This is a genomic window from Selenomonas sp. CM52, assembly GCF_000292955.1.
GTDB lineage: Bacteria > Bacillota > Negativicutes > Selenomonadales > Selenomonadaceae > Selenomonas.
This window is the reverse complement of sequence record NZ_ALNM01000015.1, coordinates 18522-34988: the sequence shown is the minus strand read 5'-3', so window position 1 is coordinate 34988 and position 16467 is coordinate 18522. Positions and strand designations below refer to the sequence as shown.

Annotated in this window: 15 protein-coding genes; 3 read left to right on the top strand and 12 right to left on the bottom strand. The window is 60.4% G+C overall.

The genetic code is table 11. The annotated features are described in order from the left end of the window. Window positions 1–3660 (bottom strand): YDG domain-containing protein (locus HMPREF1153_RS03560; protein WP_009645543.1); only part of this gene is annotated, 3660 nt, incomplete at its 3' end. Window positions 3661–4017: 357 nt separating this feature from the next. On the opposite strand from HMPREF1153_RS03560, the gene HMPREF1153_RS03555 reads away from it, so the two are divergent. From HMPREF1153_RS03555 to HMPREF1153_RS03545, 3 genes are read left to right on the top strand one after another with little or no spacing between them, the layout of a single operon-like run. Further along, window positions 4018–4263 (top strand): hypothetical protein, encoded by a 246-nt coding sequence (locus HMPREF1153_RS03555; protein ID WP_009645538.1) that lies wholly within the window; start codon window positions 4018–4020, stop codon window positions 4261–4263. A gap of 10 nt (window positions 4264–4273) precedes the next feature. Further along, window positions 4274–5677, top strand: a complete 1404-nt coding sequence (locus HMPREF1153_RS03550; RefSeq protein ID WP_009645535.1) for an ATP-binding protein — start codon at window positions 4274–4276, stop codon at window positions 5675–5677. Beyond that, window positions 5670–6536, top strand: coding sequence for a hypothetical protein (locus HMPREF1153_RS03545; RefSeq protein ID WP_009645565.1), 867 nt, complete (start codon window positions 5670–5672; stop codon window positions 6534–6536). Before HMPREF1153_RS03550 ends, HMPREF1153_RS03545 begins: the two co-directional genes overlap by 8 nt. Before the next feature lie 109 nt (window positions 6537–6645). Here HMPREF1153_RS03545 and mtaB read toward each other — a convergent pair whose 3' ends face one another. From mtaB to radA, 11 genes are all read right to left on the bottom strand, one after another. Further along, a complete protein-coding gene (mtaB, locus tag HMPREF1153_RS03540) occupies window positions 6646–7932 on the bottom strand; it encodes a tRNA (N(6)-L-threonylcarbamoyladenosine(37)-C(2))-methylthiotransferase MtaB (protein ID WP_009645548.1) in 1287 nt (428 codons plus the stop codon). Then, entirely contained in the window at window positions 7883–8668 is a 786-nt protein-coding gene (locus HMPREF1153_RS03535) for a 16S rRNA (uracil(1498)-N(3))-methyltransferase (RefSeq protein WP_009645551.1), read from the bottom strand. Before HMPREF1153_RS03535 ends, mtaB begins: the two co-directional genes overlap by 50 nt. Continuing rightward, entirely contained in the window at window positions 8665–9627 is a 963-nt protein-coding gene (prmA, locus tag HMPREF1153_RS03530) for a 50S ribosomal protein L11 methyltransferase (RefSeq protein ID WP_009645536.1), read from the bottom strand. Before prmA ends, HMPREF1153_RS03535 begins: the two co-directional genes overlap by 4 nt. 141 nt (window positions 9628–9768) lie before the next feature. Then, entirely contained in the window at window positions 9769–11103 is a 1335-nt protein-coding gene (locus tag HMPREF1153_RS03525; protein ID WP_009645563.1) for a lipase family protein, read from the bottom strand. Between the two features lie 249 nt (window positions 11104–11352). Then, a complete protein-coding gene (locus HMPREF1153_RS03520) occupies window positions 11353–11625 on the bottom strand; it encodes a GNAT family N-acetyltransferase (RefSeq protein ID WP_009645554.1) in 273 nt (90 codons plus the stop codon). A 27-nt stretch (window positions 11626–11652) separates the two neighbouring features. After that, complete coding sequence (gene lepB / locus HMPREF1153_RS03515; RefSeq protein ID WP_009645545.1) at window positions 11653–12174, bottom strand: signal peptidase I; 522 nt, start codon at window positions 12172–12174, stop codon at window positions 11653–11655. A gap of 83 nt (window positions 12175–12257) precedes the next feature. Further along, window positions 12258–12599 carry a 50S ribosomal protein L19 gene (rplS, locus tag HMPREF1153_RS03510; protein ID WP_009645557.1) on the bottom strand — a complete coding sequence of 114 codons (342 nt, stop codon included), beginning with the start codon at window positions 12597–12599 and terminating at the stop codon, window positions 12258–12260. Window positions 12600–12779: 180 nt separating this feature from the next. Beyond that, window positions 12780–13496, bottom strand: coding sequence for an amino acid ABC transporter ATP-binding protein (locus tag HMPREF1153_RS03505; RefSeq protein WP_006193416.1), 717 nt, complete (start codon window positions 13494–13496; stop codon window positions 12780–12782). Beyond that, complete coding sequence (locus HMPREF1153_RS03500; protein WP_009645567.1) at window positions 13483–14148, bottom strand: amino acid ABC transporter permease; 666 nt, start codon at window positions 14146–14148, stop codon at window positions 13483–13485. The genes HMPREF1153_RS03505 and HMPREF1153_RS03500 overlap by 14 nt, the downstream gene beginning before the upstream one ends. 21 nt (window positions 14149–14169) lie before the next feature. Beyond that, window positions 14170–14949, bottom strand: a complete 780-nt coding sequence (locus HMPREF1153_RS03495; protein ID WP_009645556.1) for a basic amino acid ABC transporter substrate-binding protein — start codon at window positions 14947–14949, stop codon at window positions 14170–14172. A 143-nt stretch (window positions 14950–15092) separates the two neighbouring features. Beyond that, the gene (gene radA, locus HMPREF1153_RS03490; RefSeq protein WP_009645537.1) at window positions 15093–16466 is read right to left on the bottom strand and encodes a DNA repair protein RadA; all 1374 of its coding nucleotides are present in this window, start codon (window positions 16464–16466) and stop codon (window positions 15093–15095) included. Window position 16467: the final 1 nt, after the last annotated feature.

The window sequence follows — 16467 nt, the reverse complement described above, 5'->3', positions numbered from 1 at the left end:
CTTCGTCTGCGCCGCGACTGCGCCGAGCGTCAGCGCACGCTTCGTGATCGTGCCTGTGCCCGTGAGCGCGGTCTTGTTCAGCACATAGTTCGCCGCGCCCGTGCCTGTGAGCGTCAGTCCGTCGAACGTGACGGCTTTGTCTGCGGCGGCGTTCTTGTCGGCGTATTTTCCTGTGACGGCAGAGAGTTCGATGTCCGTGCCCTCGCCCGTGACAAAGCCGTTGAGATTGTAGTTCGTCCCCTTCGTGAGCGACTGCGCGACGTTTGCCGTGCCGTCATACGTCTTGTCAAAGCGTGCGCCGCCCGTGAGCGCGAGATTCAGCTCCTTCGGCGTTATCCTGCCCTCACCCTGCGCTGCTGTGGCGGCGAGACTGTAATTCCCTGCATCCGAACCTCCGAGTGAGACACCCGTGTAGTCAATGGTTCTTGCCGCAGCGACATTATGGTCATTGTACGTCGCACCTGCAGCGGCTGCCGTTACATTATCCCCCGCGACGGCATTGTTCAGTGCCGCACTGAACTTCGATGCGTCTGCGGCTCTCGTACCGTCGTAGGTCTTACTCTGCGACGCGACTGTGCCAAGGGTCAGCTCACGCGCCGTGATCGTGCCCGCTCCCTGCGCCGTCGTCGCGGCAAGACTGTAATTCCCCGCATCCGCACCTGAGAGGGCGACACCTGTGTAGCCAATGGTGCTTGCCGCCGCGACATTCTTGCTGTTGTACGCCGCACCCGTGGCGGTCGCCGCCACGCTGTCGCCCGCGATGGCATTGGTGAGTGCCGCGCTGAACTTCCCTGCGTCTGCCGCAGTCGTGCCGTCGTAGATCTTTGTCTGTGCTGTGACTGTACCAAGGGTCAATGCACGCTTCGTGATTGTGCCTTTGCCCTGCGCGGTGTCGGCGATACTGTAGTTCCCCGCGCCTGTACCTCCGAGCGCGACTCCCGTGTAGCTCACTTTATTTGCCCCAGCGACGTTCTTGTCGTTGTACGTCGCGCCCGCGGCGGTCGCCGACACGCTGTTTTCCTCGCCCGCAACGATATTGCCGAGCGTCGCGCTGAACTGTGCGGCGTCTGCGTTCATATTGCCGTCGTAGGTCTTCGTCTGTGCCGCGACTGCGTCAAATGTCAGCGCACGGCGCGTAATCGTACCCGTGCCCTGTGCTACTGCGTCGAGACTGTAGTTCCCCGCATCCGCTCCTCCGAGCGCGACGCCCGTGTAATTGACCGTATTTGCCCCCGCGACATCCTTGCTGTTGTACGCCGCGCCCGTGGCGGTCGCCGCCACGCTGTCGCCCGCGATGGCATTGGTGAGTGCCGCGCGGAACTTCCCTGCGTCTGCAGCTGTCGTGCCGTCGTAGGTCTTCGTCTGCGCCGCGACTGCGCCGAGCGTCAGCTCACGGCGAGAGATTGTGCCCGCGCCCTCTGCGGTCGTGGCGACGGTATAGTTCGCCGCTCCCGTGCCCGTGAGCGCAAGCCCCGTGTAGGTGACCTTGCTTGCCGTTGCAACATTCTTGCTGTTGTATGCCGCGCCTGTGGCGGTCGCCGTGACAAGGCTCTCCTCGCCCGTGACGACGTTATTCAGCGTCGCGCTGAACTGCGCGGCGTCAGCGTTCGTATTGCCGTCGTAGGTCTTCGTCTGCGACGCGACGCCGCTCATGGTCAGCACGCGCGGCGCAATCCTGTATGTGCTGCCGATGAGGTCATAGCCGAACGCATCACTGTAGATACCGCTCGCATCGCGTGTACCGACATTCTTCTCAAGGGGAGTATCCGAAAGGATGTGCGCGTCCCCGTCCCCGAATGTTTTGCCGTCGTAGGTCTTCTCAAGTCGCTTCGTGCCCTTCATCAGAGCCGTGAGCATGGGCGTGGTCTTGCCGTCGTAGATGCGCCACGGCGTTCCCTTGCCGCCCGCAGTCGCGACGAGGGCGTTGCCGTTCTCGTCCTTCCAGTCCGTGTATGTCGCCGCCTTCTTCATATCCTCCAGACTGTGCTTTGCGACGTCAACCTCTTCTGTGCCATTTTTCGATTCGCCGACCGCGTGGGCGATAAAAGTCGGCGAACAACCCTGCGTTACACTGCCCGCCTTCCATACGGCATGGCTGACCGAGGTGCCGTCCGCCTGTCCCACAATGCCGCCAACGGTCTGGGCTTCACCCTGCCCCGGCAGACCATCTCGCGCCACAGTTCCCGTATGCAGGGCGTTCTGCACGGTGCTGTTCTTCATGGCTCCCGCAATGCCGCCGATGAACGCATCGCTCCCATCTCCAGCTCCTATGATCTCGCCTGCATTCCAGACATTCTGAAGGGTAACGCGCTCCCCCGCGCCCACAATACCGCCGACATACGTGCCCGCATCGACTTTCCCTGCATTGTAGGCATTGCAGATCGTGCCGTACTTCGCCGTCCCCACAATGCCGCCGAAATAATCCGATCCACTGACCACGCCGCTAAAGGAGACATTCCGAATGAGAGTCCTCTCTGCAGCCCCCACAATGCCGCCGACATGAGTATCCCCCCTCACATAGCCGTCCACGATGGAGAGATTCTCGACGCGCGCCCCGTTGACATTGCCAAACAGACCGATATAGCTGTCTTCGTCAGCATCCCTTCGATTGATGTGAAGATGCTCTATCGTGTGTCCGACGCCGTCGAATCGTCCTTTAAACTCAGGACCGCTGCTGCCATTGCCGCCAATCGGCATGAATCCCTCCGGGTCGTGGTATCCTATGTGATTCCATCCACTTGTTTCGCCCGCATTGATGTCGCCGGCGAGCATATATCTGCCGCGCAGATTCGCCTCGATATGCTGCAGTTCGTAGACATCGTGCACGCGCATATAGTCATAGTCTGCATGAGGAGCGCCGTTGAGGCGCTGAACAAACCATCCGCGCGATTTTGCAGATGCCTTGCGATGGTCGGCAGCCGTGCTCGCATAGTCGGAGACCTGATACGGCGTCGGTGTAGTACCGACCTTGATGTTCTTCGTTATCTTACTCCCGACATCGTAGCCGATATGCGGCGCAGCTTCGCTGCGAATCGTGACCGCGTTGCCCGTGAGCGCCGTGCCGTTTGTGTCCGTCACAGCATCCGTATTGAGGACGGTGACGTTCTTGCCCTCGATGTAGAGTTTCGCCGTCTTGACCGTACCGAGGTTCAGCACGTCGCCCGTCTGCGCGGTCGCAGAGAGCGGACTCGTGCCGTTTGCCTTGAATGTGTTCGTCGCTGTGGCAATGTCAGCGGGGTTCGCCGTCGAGAGGTAGAGTGCACCCGTATTGACCTCAGAGCCTTTTGCAAAGAGGATGCCGTGCGGGTTGACAAGGTAGACGTTCCTGCCGCCCTCGATCGTGCCGTAGATGTTCGACGCGCCCTCGCCCGTGACGAGGTTCAGATAGTCGCGCGTCTGATTGCCGCCGTCGAAGCGTACCTTCTCGTTCTGCTCGATGGAGAAGTCCTCCCAGCGGAGGATATTGTGCGCGGTCTTGCCCGCGATGTCCATGACCGCGCCGCCCGTTGAAATATTCGCCTCTCCTGCATTCGCTGCGGCGTTCGCGCCCTCGATGGGCAGCGCATACGCCGTCTGCACGGCAAAGGGCGCGGCGAGTGCGCCCGCGAAGATGGCACAGGCGATGGCGCGATAAAACTGCTTTGCATGATGATGTTTCATTTAACTCATCCTTTCTGTCGGGAAATCTTTCTTGCGTTTAACAATGTTTCGATTTGCACAAGGTGTTTACGGATTTTTGCTTCTATACTCATCGGCTTCGCACACCTCGGAAGGTGCGTTTTTTGCCGCCGTCGCCGGCGGCACAGACAGAGATCAAGAGAGGTGCGACGCTCCTCTGTCCCATATAGTATTCTTCGTTAAGACCAAAGACCTTTTCTCTATTATTTTCTCACATTTATACAAAATAGCAATAAAAGTTGGCACAAGCGCCGAAAGTATGTCATGAACGCAAAAGAGGGAAATCCATGCTTGCAAATCCGCAGGGATTTCCCTAGAATATGATGAGGAGGTCGTACGATGAATATTGCTGTACCGGACGATATGCCGGAAGATCTGAACCGGCTCTGCAGGCTTCTCGAAAGCGTATGCGCCGAGCATACGCCGCGCCCTATGATTCGCTATGTCGATGCCGACGGGCGTCGCTGCTCGTTTCATCTGACGGACGGCACGCTGCTGCCGATTGCCACGCGCCGCAAAAGCGAGGTCGAGCGCATCTACCGCGCCTATATGCTGAAGAAGATGCGTGCGGAATTTCTGTCATAGGAGAAGATTCATGCAGCTATCACCGATGATCGAACTCATGCAGTATCCGTTTGCCGTACCGCTGGTAACGCTTCTCTATACGGCGGTTCACATCCTGCCCGTCAATCTGACCCGTCTTTATATCTTTCGCCGATATCTGCGTTTTGCTCCGCTGCCGATCATTGCGGGGCTGCTCCTGCTCACGGGGATCGAGGCGGTCATCCAGATCGAGGCGGTCACGGTGTTTTCGCGGCGCATCGCCTTTCCTTTTCTCTTTTTTATCTTCTTCTATCTGCTCGCGATGACGCGTGTGCCGATCGGCAAGCAGATCTGCATCCTCATCCCTCCGGGGCTCATTTGGTTCGCCATGCAGACGGTGATCTATGCCGTAGAGGATGCCTACCCGCTCTTTGATGTGCCGTTCCTGCTCTCGGGGCTTTGCACGATTGTCTGCCTCCCCATCGCTGTGCCGCTTTTTCTCTACTATGGACGCACGATTGCCGCGCCGCTCCTGGCGGACGATTCCTTTGATGCGGTATGGACGCCGCTCGCGTGGCTCGGTACGCTGATTCTCGTGCTCACGATTCTGCTCTCGCCGTTCAATGACCTGCGCACACATACGGCGCTCTTCGTTCGTCTGAGCGGGGCGGTCGGCGGCTTCTGCTGCATCGGCCTGGCGCTCTATGCCATGAATGCGCGGCTGCGTCAGCGTGCGCTCTGCGAACAGGTGGCACGCGAGGCGGAGATGGCGGCGATCACGCGGCAGAATACGGCGCAGATGGAGGAAAACGCTCGCACGACACGCGCGTTTCGCACGCAGTTCACTGAGATGATCGCTGCGGCGCAGGAACTGCTCGCACGGGGGGACGCTGCGGGCATCGAGCGACTGATGGGCGCGGCTGCGTCTGCAATTCAAACGCGCTATGCACCCGTCTGTGCGAATGAGACGGTAAATATTCTCATCGGCTATTGGCAGCCGATCTTTGCACGGCTCGGCGTGCAGCCGGAGTACCGCATCGACATCGGCGCGGAAAATCCCCTTGACCCGCTCGATCTGACGGCGATCCTCGGTAATCTGCTCGCCAACGCCGCCGAGGCGTTGGAACGCCTCGCGCCCGATGCCCCGCGCCTCCTGCGGCTCGCACTCGTCCATCAAGGGGACACGCTCTTTCTGACCGCGGACAACAGCTATGACGGAGAGCTGCGCTACGATGCGGCGGGCAACCTGCTCTCTGCAAAGCGCGGCAACGCAGAGCGCGGCATTGGCATGGAGAGCATCCGCACGAGTCTTGCACGCTATGACGGCACGATGGAGATTGCGCCGGAGGACGATCTCTTCGCGGTGTCCATCGTGCTGCGAACGACACAGGACAGAGCGGCAAATATCATGCCGATGCGTACGGACGGCTGCGGGGAGGCGAAACATCATGACTGACGCAGAGATTCGGCTGCTCTACACGCTCGTGTGTGCGCCGCCCTTTGACCTGCTCGTTTTCTATGTCTTTCACGATCAGCTGCGCTTTGCGCGGATCTATGTCGTCTGCGGCTATATGCTCGTGCTCGCGCTGACACAGGCCGCACAGATGTCCTTGCCGCTCGATATGTCGCTCGTCGCACTTCTCTGCCGCCCGCTCGCTCTCTTCTATATGCTTCTCGTGATCCGCGATCAGGCGCTGCGGGTAATATCCATCGCCCTGCTCGTCTATCCGCTGCTGATGCTTGCGGGAACGCTCGGCACGATGACGGAGCATTTCTTTGGCGCAGGACTGCCTCCGGGGCTATGGAAATGCCTGCTCATCCCCATGATGTTTCTCCTCGTCCTGCCCGCCGCGCTGCATACGATCCGCCACTTGCTCATGCCGATGCTGTCCGTTGATGATCGGCGGCTCTGGCTCTATCTCAGCGGCTACGAGGTGATTCTCGTCGCGCTCGCCGTCGCCGCCGATCCGGCGAATACGTCGGTGCAGCCGACGATCCTCGCTGCGCGGCTCTTGCTCCCGCTCGCTCTCGTCCAATATCTGCGCGTGTCCACCCTCCTCACGCGCTATGCAGAGGAGGGAAATGCACTGCATCAGCAGCAGCTTCATGAGCAGATGATTCGCATGTCCGAAGAGGCGCACTATCAGACGATGCTCGACCTCTGGCGCAGCTCGCGCCGCATGCGCCACGACCTCAGACACCACATGACGATGATCGCGCAGCTCGCGCATGAGGAGAGCCGCGAGCGCCTGAAAGCGTATCTCGACGATCTCGCCGAGCAGTTCGCAGAGCAAAAATCAGAGGAACGCAAGTAAGCTACACGCACAAACGTCCACCTTGTGGACATTGTGCGCCGCCCTTACAGAAGCCTAGCCAATCGGTCTGCACCTTCGGCTTGACCTCTTGGGGCTTCATGGTAAACTTTCAGATCTCGCCCCAAACGCCGTCGCGATAAAGGCGCACGAGGCGCATCGCATGGATGTCTCCCGTCCGAACGGGCGCATCCGTATAGACGCGGATGTAGTTCGCCGTAAGTCCGTCCGTGACGCCCTCGCGCTCCGTCTCGAAGAGAACGGGCATCTCTGTGCCGAGAAAGGCGGCGTGAAACGCCTCGCTCTTCTTTGCGGCGAGCGCCTGCATGCGATGCACGCGCGCCTTCTTCTCCGCCTCGGGAACCTGCGCGGCAAACGCGGCCGCCGGCGTGCCTCGGCGCGGCGAGTAGGGGAATACATGCATGCGTGCGAAGTTCATGCGCTCGACGAAAGCAAGGCTTTCCTCGAAGAGCTCCTGCGTCTCGCCCGGAAAGCCCACGATGATGTCCGTCGAGATGGCGACGCCGGGCACGGCACGTTCGACGCGTTCGATGAGCGCGGCGAACTTCGCCGTATCGTAGTGACGGTTCATCGCGCGAAGCACTTCATCCGATCCCGCCTGCAGCGGCAGATGAAGATGCCCGGCGAAGCGCTCCTCCTGCGCGAGGAGTGCGAGCAGATCGTCCGACAGCTCGATCGACTCCAAAGAGCCGAGGCGCAGACGCTTGAGTCCCGGCAGGGAAAGAACAGCGCGCACGGCGTCGGCAAGCGTCACATCGCCGAGGTCGCGCCCGTAGCAGCCGAGGTGGATGCCCGTCAGGACGATCTCCTTGAAGCCCATGGCGAGGAGCTTCGCCGCCTCGCGCCGCACGCTCTTCAAGAGGCGCGAGCGCACGGGGCCGCGCGCGTAGGGAATGATGCAAAACGAGCAGAAATTCTCGCAGCCCTCCTCAATTTTCAGAAAAGCACGCGTTCTCGCGGGCGCACCGAAGAGCGGGATGTCCTCGAACTCGGAGGCGTGCATGATGTCGCCCGTGCCGTCGAAGACGCCCGCCTCACGCGCCGCTCGCTCCACGTGATCGACGATCGCCGCACGCTCCTTCGTGCCGAGCACGACGCGCACGCCCTCGATCGCGCGGATCTCCTCGGGTGCGACCTGCGCATAGCAGCCCGTCACGGCGATGACGGCTCGCTCGTTCAGGCGGCGCGCACGGCGGATGAGCTGGCGCGACTTCTTCTCGCCGAGACTCGTGACCGAGCATGTATTGATGACGTAGACGTCCGCCGCCTCGTCGAAGGGGACGATGGCGTAGCCGCGCTGCCGGAAAACCCCCTCCATCGTCTCCGTTTCAAACTGATTGACCTTGCAGCCCAAGGTCGTCAATGCTGCTTTTGGCAAAACCTAAATCTCCTTTTTCATACTGCACGAGCGCGAGCGCGACGATCGCCGCCGTATCGACGCGCAGGATGCGCCGACCAAGCGTCACGGCAGAAAAGCCGTGCGCGACTGCAAGCTGCGCCTCCGCCTCATCGAAGCCGCCCTCCGGCCCAACGAGCATGAAGATGCGCCGCGCTTCTGAATCCGAAAGAACCGTGCGCAGTTCCCGCCGCTCTTCCATCTCGTAGAAAAAAAGGCGCAGGGCATATTCCGCTGCCCCCTGCCCTTCCATCGCCGCGCGAAGGGGCACGATCGGCATCACCTCGGGGATGCGCGTGCGCCCGCACTGCTTCGCCGCCTCCGCTGCGATCTTCTGCCAGCGCTCCACGCGTGCACGTGCCTTCTTTTCGTCGTAGCGCACGACGACGTTCTGACTGAGCACGGGACGGATGCACGCGACGCCGAGTTCCGTCGCCTTCTGCACGATGAAGTCCATGCGGTCGCCCTTGGGCAGGCACTGGAAAAGCTCGATTTCCGCCTGCGATTCCGCCGCTTCCGACAGTCGCCGGACGAGTCGAAGCTGCACCCTGCCATCTGCAAAGCCCGCGACCTCGGCCTCAGCCGAGCCGCCCGCACCATCGGCAACGAGGAGCTTCTCGCCAAGCTTGGCGCGCATGACGCGCTGCAGATGGTGCGCGTCCGCGCCCCGCACTTCCATCGTGTCCGCGATCTCGCCTTCGAGAAAGACGCGCCTCATCGCGCTCCGCCCCCTTTGACGATGATGGCCGCCCAACCCTTTTCCTGCTCGATCTTCTCAACGGAAAAACCATGCCGGCCTGCGGCTTCCACGACATCCGCCAGACGATCCTCGATGATGCCCGACAAGAGCATCGTGCCGCCCGCCGCCAGAGATCCCTTCACCTCGCCGAAAAGGCGCACGATGATGTCGGCGATGATGTTCGCAATGATGAGATCCGCCTCGCCCGCAACGCTCTTTAGAAGATCGCTTCGCTCCGTGTGCACGACGTCCTCTGCGCCGTTCTGGCGCACGTTCTCGCGGGCGACGCGCACGGCGACAGTGTCGAAGTCCACGGCTTCGACCCTCTTTGCACCGAGCTTCGCCGCGACGATGGCGAGCACGCCCGAACCCGTGCCGACGTCGAACACCGTCATGCCCGGCCGAACGAGGTCTTCGAGCGCACGGATGCACAGGGATGTCGTCGCATGCTGCCCCGTGCCGAATGCCGCGCCCGGATCAAGCTCCACGACGATTTCCCCCGCCTTGGCTTCGTATTCTTCCCACGTCGGCTTAATGACGGTGCGCGCGCCGATTTTTTCCGTATGGAAGAACTCCTTCCACGTCTCTGCCCAATCCTCGTCGGCGACCGCCTTCCACGAAACCGCGCCCGCGCCCTTGTCGATTCCATGAGCCGTCAGGCCGTCCAGCCGCGCGGCAAGGGTCTGCAGCTTTCCCTCAAGCTCCTCGTCGAGCGCCCAGTACGCCTTGACGCGCACGACCTCCGTTTCCTCGCTCTCCTTGAGATCCGTATAATCCCAGAGTCCCGAACGAATGTATTCATTCAAGAGCGCCGGATCTTCGATGACCACGCCCGCAGCACCCAATTCCTGCAAGATTTCCGACACAAGATCCATCGCCTCGTGCGACGTATCCACGCTCACTTCCGCCCACTGCAAAAAGCATCGCTCCTTTCTCATTTGTTACCATCATACAATAACAAGCCCCTGCACGCAAGAAAAAGCCCCCGCCCGAAGGCGAGGGACATGCAGTGCTGCATCGAGAATTTGTCGACGACGAGAGGAAAGCGCAGATGGGCGGCTGAATTTATCCGTGATTCCTTACAACCCCAGAGCCGCATCGCGCGTCTCGCTTCCCTTGTACATGAGATAGAGAAACGCCTCGATCGCAGGCAGATCGCCCGTGTTCGTGCTGCGCGATTCCAGAGACAGCAGCTGTCCGTCGCTCGTGTAAATCTCCTCCTCAAGTGTCAGGCGGAAACTGCCATGCCTTTCGCGCAGCAAATTGCCCGAAAAGCGCTCGACGAGGATGTACTTGCAGCCGGCGGCGCGTGCGGCGGCGAAAAGCGATTCCTGTGTCCCGCCTTGCGAGGAAAATACCGTCGGCGCATAGCGGACGTCGAGCGCATCGTGCACGGCACGCTCGATGTACGGCGCATCCTGTGCGAGCGCCTCGGGCAGGTCAAAGGACGGCGCCGCGACGTAAAGGCCGTCCGCAAGCTCGTGCGGCGTGCCGCAAAACAGCTCGTGCGGCGAATCCGTCTGCACCGCATCATAGTAGCAGCGCAGCGCCTCATCGAAGTAGAGCGCCATCTCATGATGGAAGCGATCCTCGCGCGTCCGCGGCTTCCAGACGATCTTCTCGCCGAATTGCACGAAACCTTTTCCCAAAGACTGCAAGACGGCAGCGACGGGATCGGCCTGCATGACGATGCGCGTGAAATGAAGCTTCGTTTCGTAGAGCCGTGCAAACTTCTCGTCGCCGACAGCAGGCGCACCAAAGGTGATGACGTGAAGCTGCTCGGGCGGCACGCCGAGATCAGCGAGGCGCGCCGCCGTCACGAGAGACGCCGCACCGCCGAGGCTGTGACCCGTCAGATAGAGCACTTCTTCCGGATGCTCCTTGAGTTCATCTGCCAGCGCTTCTCCCGCTGTCCGATTGCCGAACTCCGGCATCTCCTCCGTAAAGAGCGCCGCCATGACGAAATCGTTGAATCCCTTGTGGACGTGCGGCAGATCTCGGGCGTCGCTTCCGGCTGCAACGGCAGTGAACTCCGCCGGGCTAGTTCCGCCGAAGGGAACGACGGAAAGGCGCAGATCGACCTCGATATCCTTCTTGTTCTCCGTGCCGGGGAAGGAAAGCACGGCGATGCGCCTGCCGTCTGCAAGCGTCTTTCGTGCCAGATGGACACGCCCCTCTGCAGCTCGCGTCGACGTGCTGCGGCTCTGGAAATCCCAGGCTGTCTCCTTGAGCCAGCTGCGCACAAGGAGAGCGCCGTCATCGGAATAGGAGGCGGATGAAACGAGCGCGGCAAGCAGGTCGATCTCCGGCTCTTCCTGCGCTGAGGCCGACAGCGGCAAGAATGCAAGGCAAAAGAAAAGCAGCGCCGAAACCAAGGGCAGGAATCGCCGCTCTGCAAAATTCTTTCGTTCCATCTCAACCCCTCCCCCGACAAAATGTTCGCTCCTTTTGGGAAAGTGTATGATAAAAAAAGAGGAAACTACACGCACAAACGTCCACTTCGTGGACATTGTGCGCCGCCCTTACAGAAGCCTAGCCAATCGGTCTGCACCTTCGGCTTGACCTCTTGGGGCTTCATGGTAAAATCAATAGAAGTCGTATTAAGAACGACTCTTATTGATTTTCCCCTCGGCAATCATAGTGCAGGAGCATCCGCCCGATTATCACGATGCGCCTTTTTCTGCATGTCGCTTCAGCCAGGCTGCCGCATACGAGCACGAAGCATCCTTCACCAGCTTTCCGCCGCGCCGCTCGATCTCCGCAACGGCTCTCGCGACAAGGTTGCCCGCGATGCCCTGCCCCTGCAGCGAGGCGTCAACTTCCGTATGGAAAATATCGTAGACTCCCGGCGCTGCTTCCGAAAAATCCGCGCGGGCGAGCACGACGCCATCCGCACTCTTGTATACGATGCTGTTTCCTTCCGTCTGAAAATCCATGTCTGCCTCCTTATGCAAGACCAAGCCTCAAGGCAGGGACTTCGCCTCGGCGACCGGCCAGAACACGACCATCGCCTTGCCCTTGATGAGATCGTAGGGGACGAAGCCGACGTCGGCGAAGCGACTGTCTTCCGAATTGTTGCGGTTGTCTCCCATGACGAAGATGTGCCCAGCGGGCACCGTCGACAGCGGGTAGTTCGTCAGTGTCTTTTCGAGGATGTAGTCCTCGTTCAACAGTTGCTGATTCAAAAACACCTTGCCATCCTTGATCTCGATCGTGTCACCGGGCACGGCGATCACACGCTTGATGAAGTCGCGGCTCGGGTCGCGCGGATAGCGGAAGACGATGATTTCATTGCGCTCCGGCTCCCTCATGCGGTAAATGAACTTGTTGACGACGAGGCGCTCGCGTGACTGCAGGGTCGGCCGCATGGACGGGCCGTCCACGACATAAAGCTCCACGATGAACTGGCGGATGATGAAGGCGAGCACGACGGCGACGACGATCGCTACGAGCCAATCCTTGACTTCTTCTCCCAACGAACTCATAAAATACCTCCTGAAAAGGAAATAGGGACTGCGAAAGGAAAATGCCCAGCCGGCATTCCCCAAGGCAGTCCCCATGATGTGCTTCAGCGCTTCTCGCGAATGCGAGCTGCCTTACCCGTAAGGTTGCGCAGGTAATAGAGCTTCGCACGGCGCACAATGCCGCGGCGCATGAGCTGGATCTTGTCAAGACGCGGCGAATGTACCGGGAAAGTACGCTCGACACCGACGCCGTAGGAAATGCGGCGCACGGTGAACGTCTCGCGCACGCCGGTACCCGAGCGCGCGATGACGACGCCCTCGAACGCCTGGATGCGCTCACGCGTTCCCTCGACGACCTTGACGTGCACACGCACCGTATCGCCAGGAGCGAACTCGGGGATGTCGGAGCGCAGCTGTTCCTGCTCCAAAGCCTGAATGATGTTCATTTGTTTTCCTCCTTAATCTCAGACGTTCGTAAGAGAGCCTTTTCTCCCCCAGAGGACCGCCCGTATGCTCGCCTATTTTATCACAAAAAACGGGCAATTTCAACCACTTCTGCAAGAAGTTTTTTTCGCAGGATACTGTCGCTGCATCGCTTCTCGCACTTCTTCACGACGCACGACGCCTCAGAGCACCTTCGACAGGAAGTTCTTCGTCCGCTCTTCTTTCGGATGCTCGAACACTTCTTTCGGTACGCCCTGCTCGATGATCCGCCCGTCGTCAACGAAGAGCAGGCGGTCGCCGACTTCACGCGCAAAGCCCATCTCGTGCGTGACGATGACCATCGTCATGCCCTCGGCGGCCAGGGAGCGCATGACGTCCAAGACCTCCTTGACCATCTCGGGATCGAGAGCGCTCGTCGGCTCATCGAAGAGCATGAGGCGCGGCTTCATCGCGAGCGCACGCGCGATGGCGACACGCTGTTGCTGACCGCCCGAAAGCTGCTCGGGATAGGCCTCCGCCTTGTCTGCCAGGCCGACTTTCTCCAGGAGCATACGCGCGTCCTTCTCCGCCTCTTCGCGTGCGGTCTTTCTGACCTTGCGCGGCGCAAGCGTGATATTGTCCAGAACCGTCATGTGCGGAAAGAGGTTAAATCGCTGGAACACCATGCCGACCTCGGCGCGCACGCGATTGATGTCGGCTGCGGAAAGCTCCTTGCCGTCGATGGAGATCTTTCCCTTGGACGGCACATCGAGGTAGTTGATCGAGCGCAGGAGCGTCGACTTGCCCGAGCCGGACGGCCCTATGATGACGACGACCTCCTTGTCCGCGACTTCGAGGTCGATGCCTTTCAGGACGAGGTTGTCGCCGAATGCCTTGTAAAGCCCTTTAATGCTTATCATCGGTTCTGAACCTCCGTTCGAGATAGGCCACGAGCTGCGAGATGGAAAGCGTCATCACGAGATAAATGATGGCGACGCAAGGCCAGATTTCCAGTGAGCCGTAGGTGCGGGCAATGATGAGCTGGCCGCTTCGCGTCAGTTCTTCAAAGCCGATGACCGAGACGAGCGACGAATCCTTCAAAAGTGCGATGAACTCGTTGCCGATCTGCGGTATGACGCGCTTGACCGCCTGCGGCAGGATGATGTGCCACATCGTCTGCAGCCACGTCATGCCTAGGGAGCGCCCCGCTTCCATCTGCCCCTTGTCGATCGACTGGATGCCCGAGCGGAAGATCTCGGCGACATAGGCGCCGCTGTTGATGCTGCACGCCGTGATCGCCGCGAAGAACGGGTCGACGCGCTGCCCCGAGATGACGGGAAGTGCGAAGTAGATCAAAAAGATCTGCACCAGGAGCGGCGTGCCGCGCAGAAAGTCAATGTACGCCATCGCCAGAAGGCGCAGCGGCTTGACCTGCGAGATGCGCGCCACGCCGACGACGAGGCCGATGACGACGCCGAGCGCGACGGAAATCGCCGTGATCTTTATCGTCACAAGTGCGCCGATGAGCAGGACGGGGAAAGAGCTCACCGCCAGATCGAAATCAAAATTCATGCCTGCACCTCACGACTGTCCTCACTCGGCCTTCTGCCCGAACCACTTCTTGTAAATCTCGTCGTACTTGCCATTTTCCTTGAGCTTCTTCAAGGCTTCGTCGACCTTCTTCTGCAGCTCCTGATTGTCCTTCGCCATGGCGATGCCGTAGTCCTCGGAGGTCAGAAGCTCGTTGACGACGCGCACATCCTTCTCGCCGCTCTTGGCAATGTAATAGTCGTTGACCGGGCGATCGTTGACGACAGCCTGCACGCCGCCCGCCTTCAGCTCAAGGAAGGTGTCCGCCGAGCTGTTCAGCTCCTTGACCTGAATGTCCGGATTTTTCTTGACTTCCTTCGCACTCGTCGTGCCGATCTGCACGGCGACCGTCTTGCCCGCGAGATCCTTGAAGCCGTTGATGTCTTTGTTGTCCTTCTTGACGACGATCGTCAGACCCGACTGATAATAAGGCTCCGAGAAGAGCACGTTCTTCTTGCGCTCGTCGTTGATCGTCATGCCCGAGATCGCGATGTCGATGTTCTTCGACACGAGTGCCGGAATCAAGCCGTCGAAATTGATGTTCTGGATGTCCGCCGTCATGCCCATCTCTTCTGCCACGGCACGCGCGAGATCCATGTCGAAACCCTCGTACTCCTTGCCGTTCTCACCTTGGAACTCGAAAGGCGCGAAGTCCGCATTCGTGCCGACGCGCAGCGTCTTCGACGCCGAACCCGAATCCCCCGAGCCGCCGCAGCCCGCAACGGCGAAAGAAGCTGCCGCCAGAAGTCCGACAGCACCGAGCAGCATTTTCTTCATCTTCATGAAAGAATCCCCCTCCTAAAAACAAACACCCTATAAAAGCAACATAAAGAAGCTCGGGATGACCCGAGCTCTCTCGCATCGTGTAACATTATAACACAGATTGTACTGCCTGCAAACAATTTAAGCGGAAGTCTTTTCCCTATTCACTCTCTCGGCATGGCAAGACGCAGTGCTTCCGCGAGCGTCGCCGCACCGAAGAGGTCGATGCCTTTTATGCTCTTGAGGCGCTCGGCATTCTTCTGCGGCAGGACGGCGGCGCGAAAGCCGAGCTTGGCGGCTTCCTTCAAGCGCACGTCGGCCTGGCTGACGGCACGGATCTCGCCCGACAGGCCGACTTCGCCGAAGACGATCGCCTTCGGACGCACGAGGCGGTTGGCGAAGGACGACGCCATGGCGACGCAGAGGCCGAGGTCTGCGGCAGGCTCGTCAATCTTGATGCCGCCCGCGACCTTGACGTAGACATCGCATGCGCCGATGGGAAGCTTGACGCGCTTTTCGAGGACGGCCAAGAGAAGCTGGATGCGCTTGACGTCGACCGAGTCCGCCGTGCGCCTCGGCGGCATGTAAGGCGTTTCGGCGACAAGCGACTGGATCTCGACAAGAAGGGGCCGCGTTCCCTCGACCGTCGGCACGACGACCGTGCCGCTGTCCGGCTCGCGGTCGGACAAAAAGAGCTTCGAAGCGTCGGGCACGTCGGCAAGCCCCGTATCGCGCATCTCAAAGAGGCCAAGCTCGTTCGTGCTGCCGAAGCGGTTCTTGACGGCGCGCAGGATGCGAAACTGCGCATTGCGCTCGCCTTCGAAATAGAGCACGGTGTCGACGATGTGCTCAAGGACGCGCGGCCCCGCGAGCGTGCCGTCCTTCGTGACATGACCGACGACAAAGGCGGCGATGCCGTACGTCTTCGCAAGGCGCAGAAGCTCGACGCTGCACTCGCGCACCTGGCTGACGCTGCCCGGCGCACTCGTCACATCAGGGCGAAAAATCGTCTGGATGGAGTCGATGACGAGAAGTTCCGGCTTGACCGTCTCGATGTGCACTGTGATGCGCTCAAGGTTCGTCTCGCTGACAACGAAGAGATCGTCGGCAATCGCACCGAGGCGGTCGGCCCTCATGCGCACCTGGCGCGTGCTCTCCTCGCCCGTCACATAGAGCACGCGCTTTCCTCCCCGCGCGATCTCAGCCGCCACGCGAAGTGTGAGGCTCGACTTGCCGACGCCCGGATCGCCGACGATCAAGACCATCGAGCCGGGAATCACGCCGCCGCCCAAGACGCGGTCAAGCTCTCCCGATCCCGTCAAGAAACGCGGCATGTCCTCGACTGCGACATCGCCGACAGCGACGGGACGCGCGCCGTCGGAAAGCCCGAGGCGCAGACCGCCCTCAGCCGATTCGGGCACGATCGTCTCCTCGACGAGCGTGTTCCACGCGCCGCAGCCCGGACACTTGCCCACCCACTTGGACGTATCGTAGCCGCACGCCTGACAGACGAACGCCGTCTTTTTCTTCTTCGCCAAA

Excerpts from the sequence above, each read along its gene's own strand:
- HMPREF1153_RS03550 (WP_009645535.1), top strand. The coding sequence starts at position 4,274 with ATGCAGCTATCACCGATGATCGAACTCATGCAGTATCCGTTTGCCGTA.
- HMPREF1153_RS03545 (WP_009645565.1), top strand. The coding sequence starts at position 5,670 with ATGACTGACGCAGAGATTCGGCTGCTCTACACGCTCGTGTGTGCGCCG.
- HMPREF1153_RS03555 (WP_009645538.1), top strand. The coding sequence starts at position 4,018 with ATGAATATTGCTGTACCGGACGATATGCCGGAAGATCTGAACCGGCTC.
- HMPREF1153_RS03495 (WP_009645556.1), bottom strand. The coding sequence starts at position 14,949 with ATGAAGATGAAGAAAATGCTGCTCGGTGCTGTCGGACTTCTGGCGGCA.
- HMPREF1153_RS03535 (WP_009645551.1), bottom strand. The coding sequence starts at position 8,668 with ATGAGGCGCGTCTTTCTCGAAGGCGAGATCGCGGACACGATGGAAGTG.
- HMPREF1153_RS03500 (WP_009645567.1), bottom strand. The coding sequence starts at position 14,148 with ATGAATTTTGATTTCGATCTGGCGGTGAGCTCTTTCCCCGTCCTGCTC.
- lepB (WP_009645545.1), bottom strand. The coding sequence starts at position 12,174 with ATGAGTTCGTTGGGAGAAGAAGTCAAGGATTGGCTCGTAGCGATCGTC.
- HMPREF1153_RS03520 (WP_009645554.1), bottom strand. The coding sequence starts at position 11,625 with ATGGATTTTCAGACGGAAGGAAACAGCATCGTATACAAGAGTGCGGAT.
- HMPREF1153_RS03505 (WP_006193416.1), bottom strand. The coding sequence starts at position 13,496 with ATGATAAGCATTAAAGGGCTTTACAAGGCATTCGGCGACAACCTCGTC.
- HMPREF1153_RS03525 (WP_009645563.1), bottom strand. The coding sequence starts at position 11,103 with ATGGAACGAAAGAATTTTGCAGAGCGGCGATTCCTGCCCTTGGTTTCG.
- prmA (WP_009645536.1), bottom strand. The coding sequence starts at position 9,627 with ATGAGAAAGGAGCGATGCTTTTTGCAGTGGGCGGAAGTGAGCGTGGAT.
- rplS (WP_009645557.1), bottom strand. The coding sequence starts at position 12,599 with ATGAACATCATTCAGGCTTTGGAGCAGGAACAGCTGCGCTCCGACATC.